The sequence below is a fragment of the Mesorhizobium sp. M6A.T.Cr.TU.017.01.1.1 genome (assembly GCF_004023115.1).
Classification (GTDB): Bacteria; Pseudomonadota; Alphaproteobacteria; order Rhizobiales; family Rhizobiaceae; genus Mesorhizobium; species Mesorhizobium mediterraneum.
Window position 1 is genome coordinate 1 of record NZ_RZTA01000130.1, and the last position, 15,967, is coordinate 15,967.

At 62.9% G+C, this 15,967-nt stretch carries 14 protein-coding genes and 1 pseudogene; 4 read left to right on the plus strand and 11 right to left on the minus strand.

The window, feature by feature from the left end; all coding sequences use genetic code 11:
• A pseudogene (locus EOB36_RS28860) lies at positions 1–326 on the minus strand (anti-sigma factor); the annotation flags it as partial.
• Positions 323–865, minus strand: a complete 543-nt coding sequence (locus EOB36_RS28865) for an RNA polymerase sigma factor (protein ID WP_095485373.1) — start codon at positions 863–865, stop codon at positions 323–325. The pseudogene EOB36_RS28860 and the gene EOB36_RS28865, both read right to left, overlap by 4 nt.
• A 119-nt stretch (positions 866–984) precedes the next feature.
• Here EOB36_RS28865 and EOB36_RS28870 point away from each other — a divergent pair, with 119 nt between their 5' ends.
• Entirely contained in the window at positions 985–2,430 is a 1,446-nt protein-coding gene (locus tag EOB36_RS28870; protein WP_245467927.1) for a S8 family serine peptidase, read from the plus strand.
• A 101-nt stretch (positions 2,431–2,531) separates the two neighbouring features.
• Complete coding sequence (locus EOB36_RS28875) at positions 2,532–4,013, plus strand: hypothetical protein (RefSeq protein WP_128286218.1); 1,482 nt, start codon at positions 2,532–2,534, stop codon at positions 4,011–4,013.
• A gap of 102 nt (positions 4,014–4,115) precedes the next feature.
• On the opposite strand, the gene EOB36_RS28880 is transcribed toward EOB36_RS28875, so the two are convergent.
• Positions 4,116–4,415, minus strand: coding sequence for a DUF3572 domain-containing protein (locus tag EOB36_RS28880; protein WP_095485583.1), 300 nt, complete (start codon positions 4,413–4,415; stop codon positions 4,116–4,118).
• Between the two features lie 250 nt (positions 4,416–4,665).
• Here EOB36_RS28880 and EOB36_RS28885 point away from each other — a divergent pair, with 250 nt between their 5' ends.
• Both EOB36_RS28885 and EOB36_RS28890 read left to right on the plus strand, forming a co-directional pair.
• Positions 4,666–5,022: a response regulator gene (locus tag EOB36_RS28885; protein ID WP_287247952.1), complete on the plus strand. Its 357-nt coding sequence runs from the start codon at positions 4,666–4,668 to the stop codon at positions 5,020–5,022.
• A gap of 33 nt (positions 5,023–5,055) precedes the next feature.
• Positions 5,056–6,429: a PleD family two-component system response regulator gene (locus tag EOB36_RS28890; RefSeq protein WP_095485371.1), complete on the plus strand. Its 1,374-nt coding sequence runs from the start codon at positions 5,056–5,058 to the stop codon at positions 6,427–6,429.
• 392 nt (positions 6,430–6,821) lie between these two features.
• On the opposite strand, the gene rpmG is transcribed toward EOB36_RS28890, so the two are convergent.
• The 8 genes from rpmG to EOB36_RS28940 all read right to left on the minus strand — a co-directional run.
• Positions 6,822–6,989: a 50S ribosomal protein L33 gene (rpmG, locus tag EOB36_RS28900; protein WP_006201775.1), complete on the minus strand. Its 168-nt coding sequence runs from the start codon at positions 6,987–6,989 to the stop codon at positions 6,822–6,824.
• A 289-nt stretch (positions 6,990–7,278) separates the two neighbouring features.
• Positions 7,279–7,737, minus strand: a complete 459-nt coding sequence (locus tag EOB36_RS28910) for a hypothetical protein (RefSeq protein WP_095485369.1) — start codon at positions 7,735–7,737, stop codon at positions 7,279–7,281.
• Between the two features lie 104 nt (positions 7,738–7,841).
• Entirely contained in the window at positions 7,842–9,017 is a 1,176-nt protein-coding gene (locus EOB36_RS28915) for an MFS transporter (protein ID WP_095485368.1), read from the minus strand.
• A gap of 20 nt (positions 9,018–9,037) precedes the next feature.
• Complete coding sequence (locus EOB36_RS28920; protein WP_095485367.1) at positions 9,038–9,772, minus strand: NUDIX domain-containing protein; 735 nt, start codon at positions 9,770–9,772, stop codon at positions 9,038–9,040.
• Between the two features lie 72 nt (positions 9,773–9,844).
• Positions 9,845–10,297 carry a DUF983 domain-containing protein gene (locus EOB36_RS28925; protein WP_095485366.1) on the minus strand — a complete coding sequence of 151 codons (453 nt, stop codon included), beginning with the start codon at positions 10,295–10,297 and terminating at the stop codon, positions 9,845–9,847.
• The gene (rnr, locus tag EOB36_RS28930; RefSeq protein ID WP_245467928.1) at positions 10,297–12,567 is read right to left on the minus strand and encodes a ribonuclease R; all 2,271 of its coding nucleotides are present in this window, start codon (positions 12,565–12,567) and stop codon (positions 10,297–10,299) included. The genes EOB36_RS28925 and rnr overlap by 1 nt, the downstream gene beginning before the upstream one ends.
• Before the next feature lie 41 nt (positions 12,568–12,608).
• Positions 12,609–15,236, minus strand: a complete 2,628-nt coding sequence (topA, locus tag EOB36_RS28935; RefSeq protein WP_095485364.1) for a type I DNA topoisomerase — start codon at positions 15,234–15,236, stop codon at positions 12,609–12,611.
• Between the two features lie 451 nt (positions 15,237–15,687).
• Positions 15,688–15,967 (minus strand): hypothetical protein (locus tag EOB36_RS28940; protein ID WP_128286220.1); only part of this gene is annotated, 280 nt, incomplete at its 5' end.

The window sequence follows — 15,967 nt, forward strand, 5'->3', positions numbered from 1 at the left end:
GCAATCGGCAGCAGCCATTGGAATCTGGATGGAGGTCCCGCCATACGCCCGCCGCCGAATGGCAATACCGATGCCGCCTTCTCGCTGGCACGCTTGGCCTCGACCATTTGCTCGACGGCCGCGACAAGCTTTTCGGGAACCGGCTCATCGAGCAGCGGCTTCAGCGCGGCCTGCGCCTGCGCTCTGGTTTCGATGAACATAGCGACCCTGGTAACCAGACGGTCGTCGATCTCCATCGCCTGCTCGATCCTGGCGACAGTCTCCGGATCAAGCTCACCATCGGCGAACCGCATCAGGATCTCGTCCGAAAAAGTCTCTTCGGTCATTTCGTAGCCCCTTTTGTGACCGCAGAACGGGTGGGCGCCGTGGATATTCCAGTAGCCTCCGCCAGATTCTTCCTCGCCCGGGCCAGCCGGCTCATCACCGTCCCGATCGGCACGGCAAGGATTTCGGCGGCTTCCTTGTAGGAAAGCTCTTCGACGCAGACCAGAAGCAGCACGTCGCGCTGGTCGCCGGGGAGCTCGCCGATGGCTTGCGCGACGCCGCTCAGCGCCAGCCGCGCCTCCATCTCGCGCTCACCGGAAACGCCGGCGATGTCATGGCGCTCGTCGATATCGTCCTGCGGGCCGGCGACCTTGCGCTTGCGGATGTCATCGATCCACAGATTTCGGAGAATCTTGAACATCCACGCGTCGAAGCGCGTCCCTTGTTCGAAACGCTGCTCGTTGGCGAGCGCCCGTTCGCAGGCTCGCTGAACCAGATCGTCCGCCATATCGCGGGACCGGCAGAGCGCAATCGCGAAGCGGCGCAGATTCGGGAGAAAAGCGACTAGCTGATCTTGGACGCGGTCGGTTTTTTCCGGCATGTTGCTCCAAGTTCTGGAATAAAGCGGCCCCGCGCCCGTTCCTCGCAACGCTAGCTTATTGCCGGATAGGTCCGCTAGCCTCGCGATGTTGAAAATCGGCAACGGCCGGAAGGGAAACTATGGACGCCACCTCATGGCTGAGACCAAAGGCCCTGCTGCCGTTCTGGGTAGCTGTCGCGTTGCTGGTCGATCCCCAAGCGCCGAGCGGCCAGATGGCGCCCGCAGAGTTCGGACCAAGATCGGCGTTCGCCGATGATGATGGTGGTGGTGATGACGGTGGCGGCGACGATGGTGGCGGTGGTGATGACGGCGGTCGATCCGGCCCGTCGTCTGGTGGGTCGGGAACGGCTCCCCGGCGGTCGACCGGACCTAATCTGTTTCTCTTGCTGACGGATCGGTTTCTTCCGCGGCCGCCAAGACGAGGCGGCGGCAGGCGCGCGCAACGGCCGGCCGTCCCTTTGCCGTCCCGGGCGCCGGACCAGATCGTCGCGACCGGGCTGAGTTCGGCTGAGATCGGTCGGCTTCAGGCAACGGGCTTCACCGTCCTGGACCGCGCCGACATCCAGCTTCTGGGAACGGAGCTGGTCCGGCTGCGCATACCACCCAATACGCCGCTGGAGGCTGCACGCGAGCTTGTCATCGACGCCGGTCCGCAGTCGACAGCAGATTTCGTGCATTACTACCGGCCCGGACAAGAAGCCGAATGTGCCGGACCCCACTGCGCCGCCGCGGGCCTGATCGGCTGGCCGGCCGATATAGGCCTTCCCGCCGGCTGCGGTGGCAATGTCACGATCGGCCTCATCGACACGGCGATCAATCCTGCGCATGCCGCCTTCGCGAAAGGCCGGGTCGAAGTTCTTCGCCTGTCGGACGACGGCTTTCCCGAGTCCGGCCGCCAGCACGGCACCGCCGTCGCGGCCCTGCTCGTCGGCGGCGTCGACAGCCGTGCCCCGGGCCTCCTGCCGCACGCTAGGCTGATCGCGGTCGATGCGTTTCACCGGGGCGATCGCCAGGATGACCGCTCGGACGTCTATGATCTTCTTCGCGCGCTCGATCTTCTTTCCGTGCGCGGCGTGCAGGTGACGAATATGAGCCTGTCGGGTCCTGCGAATGCGCTTCTAGAGCAGTTTGTCCGAAGGCTTGCCGACCGCGGCATGGTGATCGTCGCCGCCGCCGGCAATGGCGGCCCAAAGGCCGGACCTTCCTTTCCAGCGGCCTACGCGGATGTGATCGCGGTGACGGCGGTGGACCGCATGAAACGTCCCTACAGGCGTGCCGGGCGCGGCGAGCATATCGATCTGGCCGCTCCCGGTGTCGAAGTGTGGACGGCCGCTTCGGTCAGCGGCGCCCGGCCAAAGACCGGCACCTCCTTCGCGGCGCCGTTTGTTACCGCCGCAGCGGCGTTGATGAAATCGGCAAACAGCAACGCCACCGCAGCCGACATTCACGACGCACTCGGCAAGTCGGCGGAAGATCTCGGTGCGCCGGGCAAGGACGCCGTCTTCGGCTGGGGCCTGCTCAATGCCCGGGCCGCTTGCGTCGTCACACCGAAGAAGGCGACGTGAAGCTCCTCAATCCAACGCCTGGGAGGGATTGCGCCTCGCCCGTTTCGGCTTACGGTTGCGGTTGGAGTTTTCTACTACAAGAATAGCAACGGAGATTCTGCGTGACCCGTGTTCTGCCGGCCGTCTTCGTTCTCGCGCTTAGCGCGCCCGCTTTCGCCCAGGCCGTCGATGGCGAGGGTGCGAAGCAGCTTTCCGAAAATCTGTCGCGCTACGTCGGTAGCCAGGCGATCGACAAAGGCGTCCTGAAGGTCTCGGTGGAAGGTGATGCATACAAGATCGCCTTCGACTTCAAGGCGCTTGCCGGAATGCTGCCGAAGCAGGATTTGCTGAAGTTCGATTTTGCGCCCTATGTCCTGCTGGCCAAACCGCGCAGCGACGCGACATTGGATATCTCGGGGGATTTCACGACGAGAGCTTCCTTCGAGATCAACGGACCGCAGGGGCCACAGAGCACGCAGTTCTCGGTCGAAGGCGGCAAGTTTGCCGGGGTCTATGATCCCGAGCTGGCAACTTTCGCCAATGCTACGACATTGATGACCGGTATGACCATGATCTCACGGGATGCCGTGCAACACATGGAAATAAGGACCGGCGCGGGTACGGCCTCCATGAACGCAACCAAGGCCGCGAATGGCGGTGTCGATTTCACCATGACACAGACGATGGCCGGCTTTGTTGAAGCGATCGACGTTGACGACCCAAAAAGCGGGCTGAAATTCCCGCTTACGATCAAATCGCCAGAATTGTCGGTGAATGCGACCGGCAAAGGCTTGAGGACAAAGCCGTTTCTCGATCTGCTAGCATTTGCGGTCGCCAATGAAGACGAGGCCAAGCTGAAGGCCAACCAGGCGCAGCTCAAATCCCTTTTGCTCGCCGCGCTGCCGCTGTGGGAGCGGATCGACGGAAACTACGGGTTCAAGGATTTCACTGTCGAGAGCCCGGTGGGACATTTCGGTGCGACGGAGCTGGGCACTAGCTTCGGGTCCGACGGCATCGCCCAGAACGGAGCGATCAACTATTCGATCAAGGCGGCGGGATTGACGATCCCTCAGCATCTTGTCCCCGGCTGGAGCACAGCGCTGTTGCCCACCGACATCGATCTGAATTTCGGCGGCGCCAACATCGATCTCGACAGCATGGCGAAAAAGGCGATCGAAGCCTTTGATCTCAATCAGAATCCTCCGCTGGCGGCCGGCTTCGGCGAAACGCTGACCGCCGATTTCATGGCCAAAGCGCCGAAGATGGTCATCGGCCACAGCACGGTGAAGAACCGCGACGTGGAAATTGCACTGGAAGGCGAGATGACGTTCCCCGGCATGAAGCCCGAGGCAAATGTGACGATCGATATAGCCGGCTACGACAAGATCGTGGAAAGCCTGCAGGCGGCGGCGAAGTCGGAGCCGGAAGCCGCGCAGTATTTCCCGGTAGTGCTGGCGATCAAAGGGTTTGGCAAGACGCTGCCGGACGGCCGGTTGGAATGGATCATTATCACCAAGGCCGACGGTTCGGTGATGGTCAACGGCGCCATGCTGAAGCCGGCCGATCCGGTTGCGAATGATGAAGCAGAAGAAACGACGCCGTAGGCGCTTTCGTGAGCCCCGGCTAAGCGGTTCTGCCGGGGCGCTTGGAAACGCAGTCGTCTGCGGCCAGTTCCTCGATCTGGCGCGCTGTTTCGGGATCGTCGCTCATATGGAATGCTCATGATTGTCGTCGCCAAGCGGCAGCGCCCGCAACGCCTTGCCGACGGAAGCCGGCGGCGTGCCGGTTTCCTCCGCGAACCGCATGAGCGTCGGCTCGTGGGCGAGGATGAACTGCAGCACGCCGGCCAAAAATCCCGGCTCGCTGGCAGCCTGGCGGATGGAATGCGCCTCGATACCGGTGATCGCCAGGAAGCGGGGCAGAAGTTCCGGATCGGCGGCGACAAAGCCCAACGCCTTCACGGCGATGGTTTCCGCTTCCTCGCGCATTGACGCTGCGTTTGCCATCGCTACCTTCTTGCGCGGTGGAATGAGTCTCTTTTTGGCAGTAATCGCAAGCGTCGCCTGCGGCAAGCCATCTACCTCGGCAATGCGGTATTCTAGGCGAAATCCGAAGCTTTTCCGGCAGCCGGTTTCCGTTTCGTCAATTATATTGCCGTAGAGTCGAGCAGGGTTTGATGCGTGCCGGCGAGGGCGCATAGCGGTATCCTTCGAGTGGAAGGCAGGCCGGAACGGGAATTTGATGCCTAAGAAGGTCATGATCGTCGAGGACAATGAGCTCAACATGAAGCTCTTTCGGGACCTCATCGAAGCGAGCGGTTACGAGACGGTACGCACGCGCAACGGCCTGGAAGCGCTGGATCTGGCGCGACTGCACAAGCCGGACCTCATTTTGATGGATATCCAGCTGCCCGAAGTGTCGGGGCTGGAAGTGACCAAATGGCTGAAGGAGGACGACGACCTCCATGTCATACCGGTCATTGCCGTCACTGCATTCGCGATGAAGGGCGATGAGGAGCGCATCCGCCAGGGTGGCTGCGAAGCCTATATTTCCAAACCGATCTCGGTGCCGCGTTTCATCGAAACGATCAAATCCTACCTGGGCGACGCCTGATGCGCCTTTCCAGCCGAGCCGGAGCTTTGTGAGATGACTGCACGGATCCTCGTCGTCGACGACATCCCTGCCAATGTGAGGCTGCTCGAGGTCCGGCTGCTTGCCGAATATTTCGAGGTGCTGACCGCCACCAACGGGCTGGACGCGATCGAGACCTGCGAAAACGGCAAGGTCGATGTCGTTCTGCTCGACGTGATGATGCCCGATATGGACGGGTTCGAGGTCTGCCGGCGGCTGAAGAGCGATCCGGCGACGTCGCACATACCCGTCGTCATGATCACCGCGCTCGACCAGGTTTCGGACCGGGTGCGCGGCCTTGAGGCCGGCGCCGACGATTTTCTGACCAAGCCGGTCAATGATCTGCAATTGATGACGCGCGTCAAAAGCCTGGTCAGGCTGAAGACGTTGACCGACGAGCTGCGCCTGCGCGCCTCGACCACGCGCAATATCGGCATCGAGGAGCTGTTGAGCCGCAACTTCGCTTCCGCAGACACAACGCCGAAAGTTCTGCTGATCGACGAGCGCAAGTCCTCCTTCGAGCGCGTCCAGAAAATGCTGCGCGGCAGCGCTGACCTCGACATTGCCACCGATCCGCATGCCGGCTTCTTCCAGGCCGCCGAGACCCCCTATGAATGCGTGATGATCTCGACGGCCTTTGCCGATTTCGATCCGCTCAGGCTCTGCTCGCAACTGCGTTCGCTCGATCGCACCCGTTTCCTGCCGATCATCCTTCTGGCGCAGGAGGGTGAGGAAGAGCGCATCATCCGCGGCCTCGAACTCGGCATCAACGACTATCTGATGCGGCCGATCGACCAGCAGGAGCTGACCGCTCGGCTGCGCACGCAAGTGCGCCGCAAGCGCTACAACGACCAACTCCGCGCCAGCGTCACCCAAACCATTGAGATGGCGGTGACCGACGCCCTGACGGGATTGCACAATCGCCGTTACCTCGACAGCCATCTGCAGACGTTGTTCGACCGTGCCGTGGCGCGGCGGCGGCCGCTGTCGGTGATGATCACCGATCTCGACCGCTTCAAGACCATCAACGACGCGCACGGCCATGACGGCGGCGACGAGGTGCTGCGCGAATTCGCGCGGCGGCTGCGCAAGAATGTGCGCGGCATCGATCTCGCCTGCCGCTTCGGTGGCGAGGAATTCGTCGTGGTGATGCCGGACACGGACGGCGCGGTCGCCGAAAAGGTCGCAGAGCGCATTCGCGCCGAAATCGCCCAGATGCCGTTTGCCGTCGGTCTCGATGGCAAGACGATCGAGGTTACCGTCAGCGTCGGCGTGTCGTCGGTGCTGAAGGGCGTGGACTCGGTTGCCGGGCTGATGAAACGCGCCGACCTCGCGCTCTACGAAGCCAAGAGCGCCGGCCGTAATCGCGTCGTCGCCAAGGCGGCGTAGCGCCGATTATCCAGTCGGTGCGACAGGGTTACGAATTTACCTTAACGCAAGCGATTCGCAGCGCTTGGTTAAGAAATTGTTGATTTTCGTAAGCTGTTGCGCAAATGTGCAGACCAATGACGGAACCGGCGCGAGGGTAGTTGCCGGGTCGATCCGAAGAATACCCCATGATTCTCAGGTCCGCCGCATCTCCTGGGTCCGTGGGGTCGGCCGGCCGGCGCTGGCACATAGTGGCCTCCTCGTACCGCTGCCAAACGCCGACCGGCCCCCTCTTTCCGAAAAGACATCGAGACTCTGCGCTAAGCATCGGAAATATCGGACTTTTCGAAGCCTTGAAAACCAAAACGCCGCCCAGAGGGGCGGCGTTTTGGTTTTTGGAGCAGGAAACCAGATTACTTAATCTTGGTTTCCTTGAACTCGACATGCTTCTTGGCGACCGGATCGTATTTGCGGAACGACAGCTTGTCCGTCTTGGTGCGGCTGTTCTTGCTGGTCACGTAGAAGAAACCGGTGTCGGCGGTCGACAGAAGCTTGATCTTGATGTTTGCGGCTTTGGCCATGTTGTTCGTCCGTTATGTTCGTGGAGTTTTAGCCGCTGGAGCACGGGGAAACACCCGGACGCGGGAAACTTGGCGCGACACATAAAGAACGCGCCCGGAAAGTCAACCCCGCGAGAGCGCCTCTTCCTTCTCCCCTTGTGGGAGAAGGTGGATTGGCGCGCAGCGCCAAGACGGTTGAGGGGTGCTGGACGGAGTGCCGGCAGCGCCAAGCTGGAGCACCCCTCATCCGACCGAGCTTCGCTCGGCCACCTTCTCCCACAAGGGGAGAAGGGAAGGCCGCGGTCCGTTTCTATGCGTCTTCCCTAACCGGCGGAGCCACCTTCTTCCAGTCTCCCGTGGCGTTCCACCAGCGGTTCGGGTTGGAGCGGTCGTCCAACCCCTTGGAACGGCTGGCAAGGATCGGCTGAATGCGGATCACCGGCTCCTGATAGCTGTGGACCTGGAAAATCGCTTCGACAATGCGGGCGGCCAGCGCCTGGTCGTCGGGCAGCTCGAACGACACTTCCACCGTGCCCGGCCGTCTGCGCAATTCCGTCTCGGCGCCGGCGGCCGCGCCTTCGAGTGGCCGGTAGCGCTCGATGCCGTGCGCCGACTGGTAGGCATTGCTGTCGTACTTGCCCATGGTGAGCGGCGCGATCGCGACCACCGCTTCCATGATGCGGTCGACATCGGAGGCCGGCGATTGAAAGGTCACAAGCAGCAGCAATTCCATCCGTACCGATGTCGTTTCAAACCCGGAGTCGATCATGATGGCATCCTCAATCTGGTGGCGTGTTGCTGACAATCTATCCGGGTGCTGCTGACACGGTTATGTCAGCAGCCTCGCGCGACACGAGGCATCGATCGGTCTTTCTAAAGGATTTTTCGGACCAGCCTGGCGCCGACCAGCGCGATATAGAAGGCGAAGAACATGCCGAGCGCCCAGCCGAAGCCCGAGGGACCGAAAACGTCCATGCCGATGCCGATCGCCTGCGGGCCGAGCACCATGCCAACACCGTAGCAGAGCACGAAGGCAGCGTTGGCGGAGGCCAGTTCGTGGCCGGAAAGCTGCGAGCCGAGATGGGCCAGGCCGATCGTGTACATCGCCGCGACCACGCCGCCCCAGACGAACAGAAGCGCAGCCATCAGGTGCCAGTTCTGCGCGAAGTGGGGCATGAAGATGGTGCCGGCAAGCCCAATGGTTGCACAAGCCAGAAGCAGATAACGGCGGTCGCTGACACGGTCGCTGATCATGCCGAGCGGGATCTGCAACAGCACGTTGCCGAGGCCGATCATGGTGAGCAGAAGTGCGGCGTCGGCCTCGGAGTAGCCGATGCGGCTGCCATAGATGGGGAACAGCGCAAAGCCGCCGGTCTCGACCGCGCCGAACACCAGCACCGCGGCGGTCGCCGTCGGCACCAGCCAGATGTAGCGCAGGAAGTTGCTGGTTTCGCCATTGGAGACGATCGTCGGGCTCTCGTTGCGGGCGGCCAGAACCGGAATGGCGGCCAGCGTCACCAGCGCCATGATGACGCCGAAGGGCAGGAAGCCGGTGCTGCCGAGATGGGCAAAAAGCCACGGCCCGGCGGCAAAGCCGAGCGACAATACCGTGGCGTAGATGCCGAGGACCAGGCCGCGCCGGTGCGGCGGCGCCGATGTGCTGATCCAGAATTCCGACAGGATGAACAGCACCGTCAGCGCAATGTGCAGCAGGATGCGCAGCGGGAACCACATCCAGAAGTCCGGCGCGAAATGGAAGCCGACAAAGGCCAGCACTCCCGTGGCGATCATGGCCAGCATCGTCCAGGCGACGCCGAATCGCATGGCGAGCGGGGTGGCGAGCGGTGCGCCAGCGATCGAGGCGAACCCGGCGACAGCGGTGTTGAAGCCGATCATCGACGCCGAATGGCCGCGCGTTTCGAGGATGACGCTGAGCAGCGGCATGCCGAGGCCGATGGCAATGCCGACGACGCTGATCGACGAGATCGCCGCGATCATCGGCAGCCAATGTACGCGTTCTTCGACCTCTTGCTGGGTATCGACCGTCATGGATTTGAATGCTCTATGCTTTACAGAATTTCGCGGGCGAAGCGATTGCGGACAAGCCGGTAGAACGGGACGGAACCACCGGGGCGCAGCAGCGGATCATCGACGAGCCGCTTTTCCAGCTCCTCCAGGATAGCCCTGGTGATGTCGGGAATATCGGCCTGTCTGGCCTTGGCGAGCGGCAGCCAGACCAGCTCCTCCAACTCGTTGGTCGGACCGCCGTCCGGCAGCTCCACGGCGACATCTTCGCGCCAGGCGCTGAAGAAGCGCGTATCGAAGCGCCGCACCCTGTTTGGCGGGGTGATGGCACGCGCGATGAAACGCAGCTCTGCCAGCGACGGTCTTACGCCGTGCTCGGCAAAACCCTGCCAATCGCGCCTGCTCGTCGCGAAGGCGCCTTTCCGACCGATCAACAGGCCAGCCTCCTCATAGGTCTCGCGGATCGCCGACAGGGCGATGGCGCGGGCGCGGGCCGGGCTGATGCGGCCAACGCCGGCGGTCAGCCTCGCCTGTTCCTCAGGGTGCAGCGCGGTGGCGACGGGAATTCGGCTGTCGGCCGGATCGGTACGGCCGCCGGGAAAGACGAATTTCCCAGGCATGAAGGCGTGACGGGCGTGGCGCCGGCCCATCAGCACCAGAAACTCGCCGCCCTTGCGGTCGAGCAGGATCAACGTCGCGGCGTCGCGCGGCCGTATAGGCTTGGCGTCGAGCGCGATCCGCTCGACCTTGTCGACTTCCACCCTGGTCATACCGTCCATGCGCACGACCTAGCGGAATCTTCTCCGATGCGAAAGTGGCGTCCAGCCATGCCGATTGCGCCAGCCTCGGTTTCAAGCCTCGGGATGCGACTCGATCAGATCTTTTTCCCCGCCGAAGCCATGCATATAGAACGCCCATTGCAGGCCGATGACGGCGCCCTTGACCGGCTGCAGCAAGACGACCGCCATGAGGATGGTCAGCGGCACCCAGATGGCGATGTGCTGCCAGGTGGACAAGGTGGAGGTCGCTTCGACGCCCATGAAGGCGCCGAGCACGATGTGGCCGACGATGACCACCACCAGATAGGCCGGCAGGTCGTCGGCGCGATGGTGATGAAGCTCCTCGCCGCAATGATCGCACTTGTCGACAGTCTTGACGAAAGCGCGGAACAGCTTTCCCTCGCCGCAATGCGGGCAGCGGCCAAGCGCGCCGCGCTTCATCGCCGTCCATAGCGGACGGGCGACCCGGCCCGAGTGATGTTCGCCGCCGAAAACCTGTTGGTTCATTTTCAGATCGCTTGGCATTACCGTCTCCTGCCGCGTGAGCCTGGACGCGATTGCGACGCGCGGGCGCGGCCTTTGGTCTTGTGAAACGACCGTTTGGAGCCGGGCAGCGGCTTTGGGTCGGTCAGCATCTCGAAACGCATCGCGCCGGCCATAGGCGCCACCTCGATCAGGCGAACCTCGACGCGGTCGGCAAGCTGATAGCCCTTGCCGGTGCGTTCTCCGAAAAGCGATCGGGCAGTTTCGTCGTAGATATAGTAATCGCCGTCCAGACTTGACACCGGGATGAAACCATCTGCGCCATACTGCGGCAATTGGACAAATAGTCCCGATTTGGTGACGCCCGAAATGCGTGCATCGAAACGCTCGTCGACACGCTCGGCCAGATAGGCGGCGATCAGCCGGTCGACCGTGTCGCGCTCGGCGGCCATGGCACGGCGCTCGGTGGCCGAGATCAGCGCAGAAACCTCTTCCAACCGCTCCGCCTCGTCCTGCGTCAGTCCGCCCGCACCGAAGCCGAGTGCGGCAATCAGCCCACGGTGCACGATCAGGTCGGCATATCTGCGGATCGGCGAGGTGAAATGCGCGTAGCGCTTCAGATTGAGGCCGAAATGGCCGATGTTGCTGGGCGAATATTCGGCCTGCATCTGCGTGCGCAGCACCACCTCGTTGACCAGCCCCTCATGGTCGGCGCCGCGGACGCGATCCAGGATGCCGTTGAACTGATTCGGCCGCATCTGCGCACCGCGCGCCAACGACAGGCCTAGCGTCTGCAGGAACTCACGCAGCGATTCCTGCTTGGCGAGCGAAGGCGCGTCATGGATGCGGTAGACCAGCGCCTGTCGTTTCGCCTCCAGCGTCTCGGCGGCCGCGACATTGGCCTGGATCATGAACTCTTCGATCAGCTTGTGCGCGTCGAGCCGCTCCGGCACGACGACCCGATCGACGGTGCCGTCCTCCTTGAGCAGAATTTTCCGCTCCGGCAGGTCGAGCTCGAGCGGCTGGCGCGTGTCACGGCCGCGCTTCACGACGGCGTAGGCATCCCAGAGCGGCTTCAGCACCGTGTCGAGGATCGGGCCGGTCTTGTCGTCCCGCACGCCGTCGATCGCGGCCTGCGCTTGGGGATAGGCGAGTTTCGCCGCCGATTTCATCATGATGCGGTGGAACGAATGCCTGAGCTTGCGGCCGTCGGCCGCGAAGGTCATGCGGACTGCCAGCGCCGGACGATCCTGGCCTTCGCGCAGCGAACAAAGGTCGTTGGAGATGCGCTCCGGCAGCATCGGCACGACGCGATCGGGGAAATAGACCGAATTGCCGCGCTTCAGCGCCTCGCGATCGAGCGCAGTGCCATAGCGGATATAGGCGGCGACATCTGCAATCGCCACGGTGACGACCACGCCACCAGGGTTCTTTTCGTCCGTGTCCGGCGTGGCGAATACCGCGTCGTCATGGTCCTTGGCGTCGGCCGGATCGATGGTGACCAGTGGCAAGTCGCGCCAGTCCTCGCGGTCGGCCAGCGTTGCCGGTTTGACCGCCTCTGCCTCGGCGATTACGTCTGCCGGGAAAATATGTGGAATGTCGTGCGCGTGAATGGCGATCATCGAGACCGCCTTTTCGCTGGTCAGCGAACCCAGCACCGCCAGCACCTTGGCTCTGGGCAGCCCGTAGCGGGAGGCCCGCGCCGGCTCGACCTCGACCAGATCGCCGTTCTTGGCGCCGTTCTGGAATTCCTTGTCGACGACCAGCTCCGGCTGGCGTCTTTCGACAGGCTCGATGCGAAAGGTACCGTCCTGCAGCACGCGGAAGACGCCGAGAACGGCATCGGTGCGCTTCTCGAAGATCTTCATCACCCGCCCGGTATAGGCAGGGCCCGTCGCGTCATCGGTTGGAAAGGTCTTGGCTAGCACGCGGTCGCCGATGCCCGGTGTCGGGCCGCCGCCGCCACGCGACACGCGGATCGCTATGACAGGAGGCTCGCCATTGCCCACGGCTTCGGTCGGGTGCGCCAGCAGCACGCCGTCGGCGTCGCGGCCAAAGATGTCGAGCACGGCGACATGGGGCAGGGCGCCGACACGGGCCAGCCGCTTGCGCTCCTTGGTCAGCAGGCCCTCATCCTGCAGGTCGCGCAAAATGTCCTTCAGCCAGATACGGTCCTCGCCGCGCAGCGCAAACGCCTTGGCGATGTCGCGTTTGCCGGAGCGATCCGGATTTTCGGCGATGTAGCGCAGGATCTCGTCACGGGACGGCCGGTAGTTATCCCTGACCTTGGCCCTCGTGTCGGCGGTGCGCAGATCGCCATGGCTTCTTCCGGATACCCTGCGCGCCACGATGCCTATCCCTTTTTCTTGGCCACTTTCTTGGCCGCTGGTTTTTTGGCTGCCGCAGGCTTTTTGGCAGGTGCGGCCGCTTTGCGGAAGGGCTTTCTGCCGCCATTGCCACCCTTGGCTTCCTTCTCGGCAATCAGCGCCACCGCATCCTCGACCGTCACCGACTGCGGGTCCTTGCCCTTCGGTAGCGTCGCATTGACCTTGCCGAAATTAACATAGGGCCCGTATTTGCCGTCACGCACGACGATCTTGCCGCCGCCCGCCGGATGCTCGCCAAGTTCCTTCAAGGCGGCGGGCGTGCCGCCATTGCGGCCGCCGGGGCCCTTCAACTTCTTCTCGGCGATCACCGACACGGCGCGGTTGAGGCCGATCGAGAACACGTCCTCGATGTTGTCGAGATTGGCGTAGGTGCCGTCATGCAGCACGAACGGACCGTAGCGCCCCAGCCCGGCCGAGATCATCTTGCCGGATTCCGGATGCTTGCCGACGTCACGCGGCAGCGACAGCAAGGCGAGGGCCTTTTCGTGGTCGATCGAATCGACCGTCCAGCCCTTGGGCAGGCTGGAGCGCTTGGCTTCCTTGCCGTCGCCGCGCTGGATATAGGGGCCGAAACGACCGCTGCGCAGCGTGATTTCCTCCGCCGTGTAGGGGTCCTTGCCAAGCACCTTGGTGCCGTCCTCGCCATTGCCGTTTTCGCCATTGGGGTTGGCGGCGTCGCCGAGCTGGCGGGTGAAGGAGCATTCGGGGTAGTTGGAACAGCCGACAAAGGCGCCGAACTTGCCGAGCTTCAGCGACAGGTTGCCGGTGCCGCATTTCGGGCAGATGCGCGGATTTGAGCCGTCTTCCCGCGTTGGGAAGACGAGCGGCGCCAGTTCCTCGTTGAGCGCGTCGAGCACGTCGGTGACGCGCAATTCCTTGATGTCGGCGACGGCGCCCGAAAAATCCTTCCAGAAATCGCGCAGCACATCCTTCCAGGCGAGCTTGCCGTCGGAAATCTCGTCGAGCTTTTCCTCGAGTGAGGCGGTGAAGTCGTATTCGACATAGCGCTCGAAGAAGCTTTCGAGGAAGGCCGACAGCAGCCGACCCTTGGCCTGCGGCAACAGCTTGCGCTTGTCCATGCTGACGTAGTCGCGATCCTCGAGCGTCTTCAGGATCGCAGTGTAGGTCGAGGGACGACCGATGCCGAGTTCTTCCAGCTTCTTGATCAGCGAGGCTTCCGAATAGCGCGGCGGTGGCTCGGTGGTGTGCTGGGTGGCGTTGATCGCCTCGCGGTCGAGCTGTTCGCCGGCACGGATCTCGGGCAGACGGCGGTCTTCCTCGTCTTCCGAATCCTCGTCCTTCTGGTCGGTATAGGCGGCAATGAAGCCGTCGAAGCGAACGACCGAACCGATGGCGCGGAGTTCCGCGGTGCGAGCGCCGTTGACTGCCTCGATCTCGGCCGTGGTGCGCTCGATCTCGGCCGGCTGCATCTGGCTGGCGATGGCACGTTTCCACACTATCTCGTAGAGCCGTGCCTGGTCGGCATCGAGATATTGTCTGACAGAAGCGGGGGTGCGCATGAAATCGGTCGGGCGGATCGCTTCGTGGGCTTCCTGGGCGTTCTTGGCCTTGGTCGTGTATTGGCGCGGCTTCTCGGGCAGGTATTTTGGGCCGAACTCCTTGGCGATCGCATCGCGCGCAGCTGATATCGCCTCGGGCGCCATCTGCACGCCGTCGGTTCGCATATAGGTGATCAGGCCGGTGGTCTCGCCGCCGATGTCCATGCCTTCATAGAGCCGCTGCGCCACCTGCATGGTGCGGCTTGCCGAAAAACCGAGACGCGAGGAGGCAGCCTGCTGCAGCGTCGAGGTGGTGAAGGGCGGGCCTGGATTGCGCTTGGTCGGCTTGGCTTCGACCGATAGCGCCTTGAAGGTCGCACCTTCCAGCATCGCCTTGATGTCATCGGCCTGCGCCTTGTTCGAAATGTCGAGCTTTTGCAGCTTCTTGCGGTCGAAGGCGGTCAGCCGCGCCTCGAAGTTTTCCTTGCGCGGCGTGCCGAGGAGAGCTGATACCTGCCAGTACTCCTCGCGGATGAAGCGCTCGATCTCCAATTCGCGGTCGCAGACGAGGCGCAGTGCCACCGACTGCACGCGGCCGGCGGAACGGGCGCCCGGCAGCTTGCGCCACAGGACGGGCGACAGCGTGAAGCCGACGAGATAGTCGAGCGCGCGGCGAGCGAGATAGGCGTCGACCAGCGGCGCATCGATCTGGCGCGGATTGGCCATCGCTTCCAGCACCGATGACTTGGTGATGGCGTTGAAGACGACGCGGCTGACCGGCTTGTCCTTCAGCGCGCGCTTCTGCTTCAGCACTTCCAGGACATGCCAGGAAATGGCTTCGCCCTCGCGATCCGGATCGGTGGCGAGGATCAGGCCGTCGGCGTCCTTGACCGCCCTGGCGATGTCAGCAAGACGTTTGCTCGAGGCGGTGTCGACAGCCCAGGACATGGCAAAATCCTCGTCCGGACGCACCGAGCCATCCTTGGCCGGCAGATCGCGGACGTGGCCAAACGAGGCCAGGACCTTGTAGTTCTTTCCGAGGTACTTGTTGATTGTCTTCGCTTTGGCCGGCGATTCGACGACGACGACGTCCATGAGGTCTCATATCAGCTGTGGTGCGGCAGAAGAATTCCGCTGCGCGCGACGAAATCTCGTACAATTGTCGCTCACATGGCCGGGCTTTTGCATCCGGTCAAGGGGAAGCGCCCAAAATGCAGTCCTGCATTGAGTGCACAACCCAAGAGCGAGTCATGTGATATCCGCAATCTCGGATAAGAGAGCGGGCTGCCTATCGTTGGACAAGCCGGCAATGAATCCGGGAGAACGGGACAAATTCTTCCGCGGATATAAGAGAAACATCGATCATGCGCCAGCCCCAGCCGGAGAGGCATCCGGCATGATGCTCGGTCGGGCGGGCGATACTGGCGCCGCGAGTGGGCTGGAATGCCTAGCAGGACAGTGCAAGAAGCTGGCAGCCGGAAGGCCTGCAGTGATACACGGCAGCCAGCGATTCCCCGCCGGTCAATGCGGGGATCTCGGTCCGAGCTTAGTCGGCCTTGGCTATATGCCAGACGCCGGCGACGCCGTCGCCGGTCACATCGCCGGCCTTCTTGTCCTTGATGAACGTGTAGAGCGGCTTGCCCTCATAGGCCCACATCTTGGTGCCGTCGGTGTGGTCGACGACCGTCCATTCGCCCTCGGCCTTGGCGTCGGCCTCAGCCTTCAGCGGCGGCCAATTGGTGGCGCATTTGTCGTAGCAGTTCGACTTGCCCGTCTCGTCCTTGTCGTAGGTGTAAAGGGTCATGCCATTGGCATCGGTGTAGATC

Coding starts and splice junctions, on each gene's coding strand:
- EOB36_RS28865 (WP_095485373.1), bottom strand. CDS start 865: ATGCCGGAAAAAACCGACCGCGTCCAAGATCAGCTAGTCGCTTTTCTC.
- EOB36_RS28870 (WP_245467927.1), top strand. CDS start 985: ATGGACGCCACCTCATGGCTGAGACCAAAGGCCCTGCTGCCGTTCTGG.
- EOB36_RS28880 (WP_095485583.1), bottom strand. CDS start 4,415: ATGGCAAACGCAGCGTCAATGCGCGAGGAAGCGGAAACCATCGCCGTG.
- EOB36_RS28885 (WP_287247952.1), top strand. CDS start 4,666: ATGATCGTCGAGGACAATGAGCTCAACATGAAGCTCTTTCGGGACCTC.
- EOB36_RS28890 (WP_095485371.1), top strand. CDS start 5,056: ATGACTGCACGGATCCTCGTCGTCGACGACATCCCTGCCAATGTGAGG.
- rpmG (WP_006201775.1), bottom strand. CDS start 6,989: ATGGCCAAAGCCGCAAACATCAAGATCAAGCTTCTGTCGACCGCCGAC.
- EOB36_RS28910 (WP_095485369.1), bottom strand. CDS start 7,737: ATGATCGACTCCGGGTTTGAAACGACATCGGTACGGATGGAATTGCTG.
- EOB36_RS28915 (WP_095485368.1), bottom strand. CDS start 9,017: ATGACGGTCGATACCCAGCAAGAGGTCGAAGAACGCGTACATTGGCTG.
- EOB36_RS28920 (WP_095485367.1), bottom strand. CDS start 9,772: ATGGACGGTATGACCAGGGTGGAAGTCGACAAGGTCGAGCGGATCGCG.
- EOB36_RS28925 (WP_095485366.1), bottom strand. CDS start 10,297: ATGCCAAGCGATCTGAAAATGAACCAACAGGTTTTCGGCGGCGAACAT.
- topA (WP_095485364.1), bottom strand. CDS start 15,236: ATGGACGTCGTCGTCGTCGAATCGCCGGCCAAAGCGAAGACAATCAAC.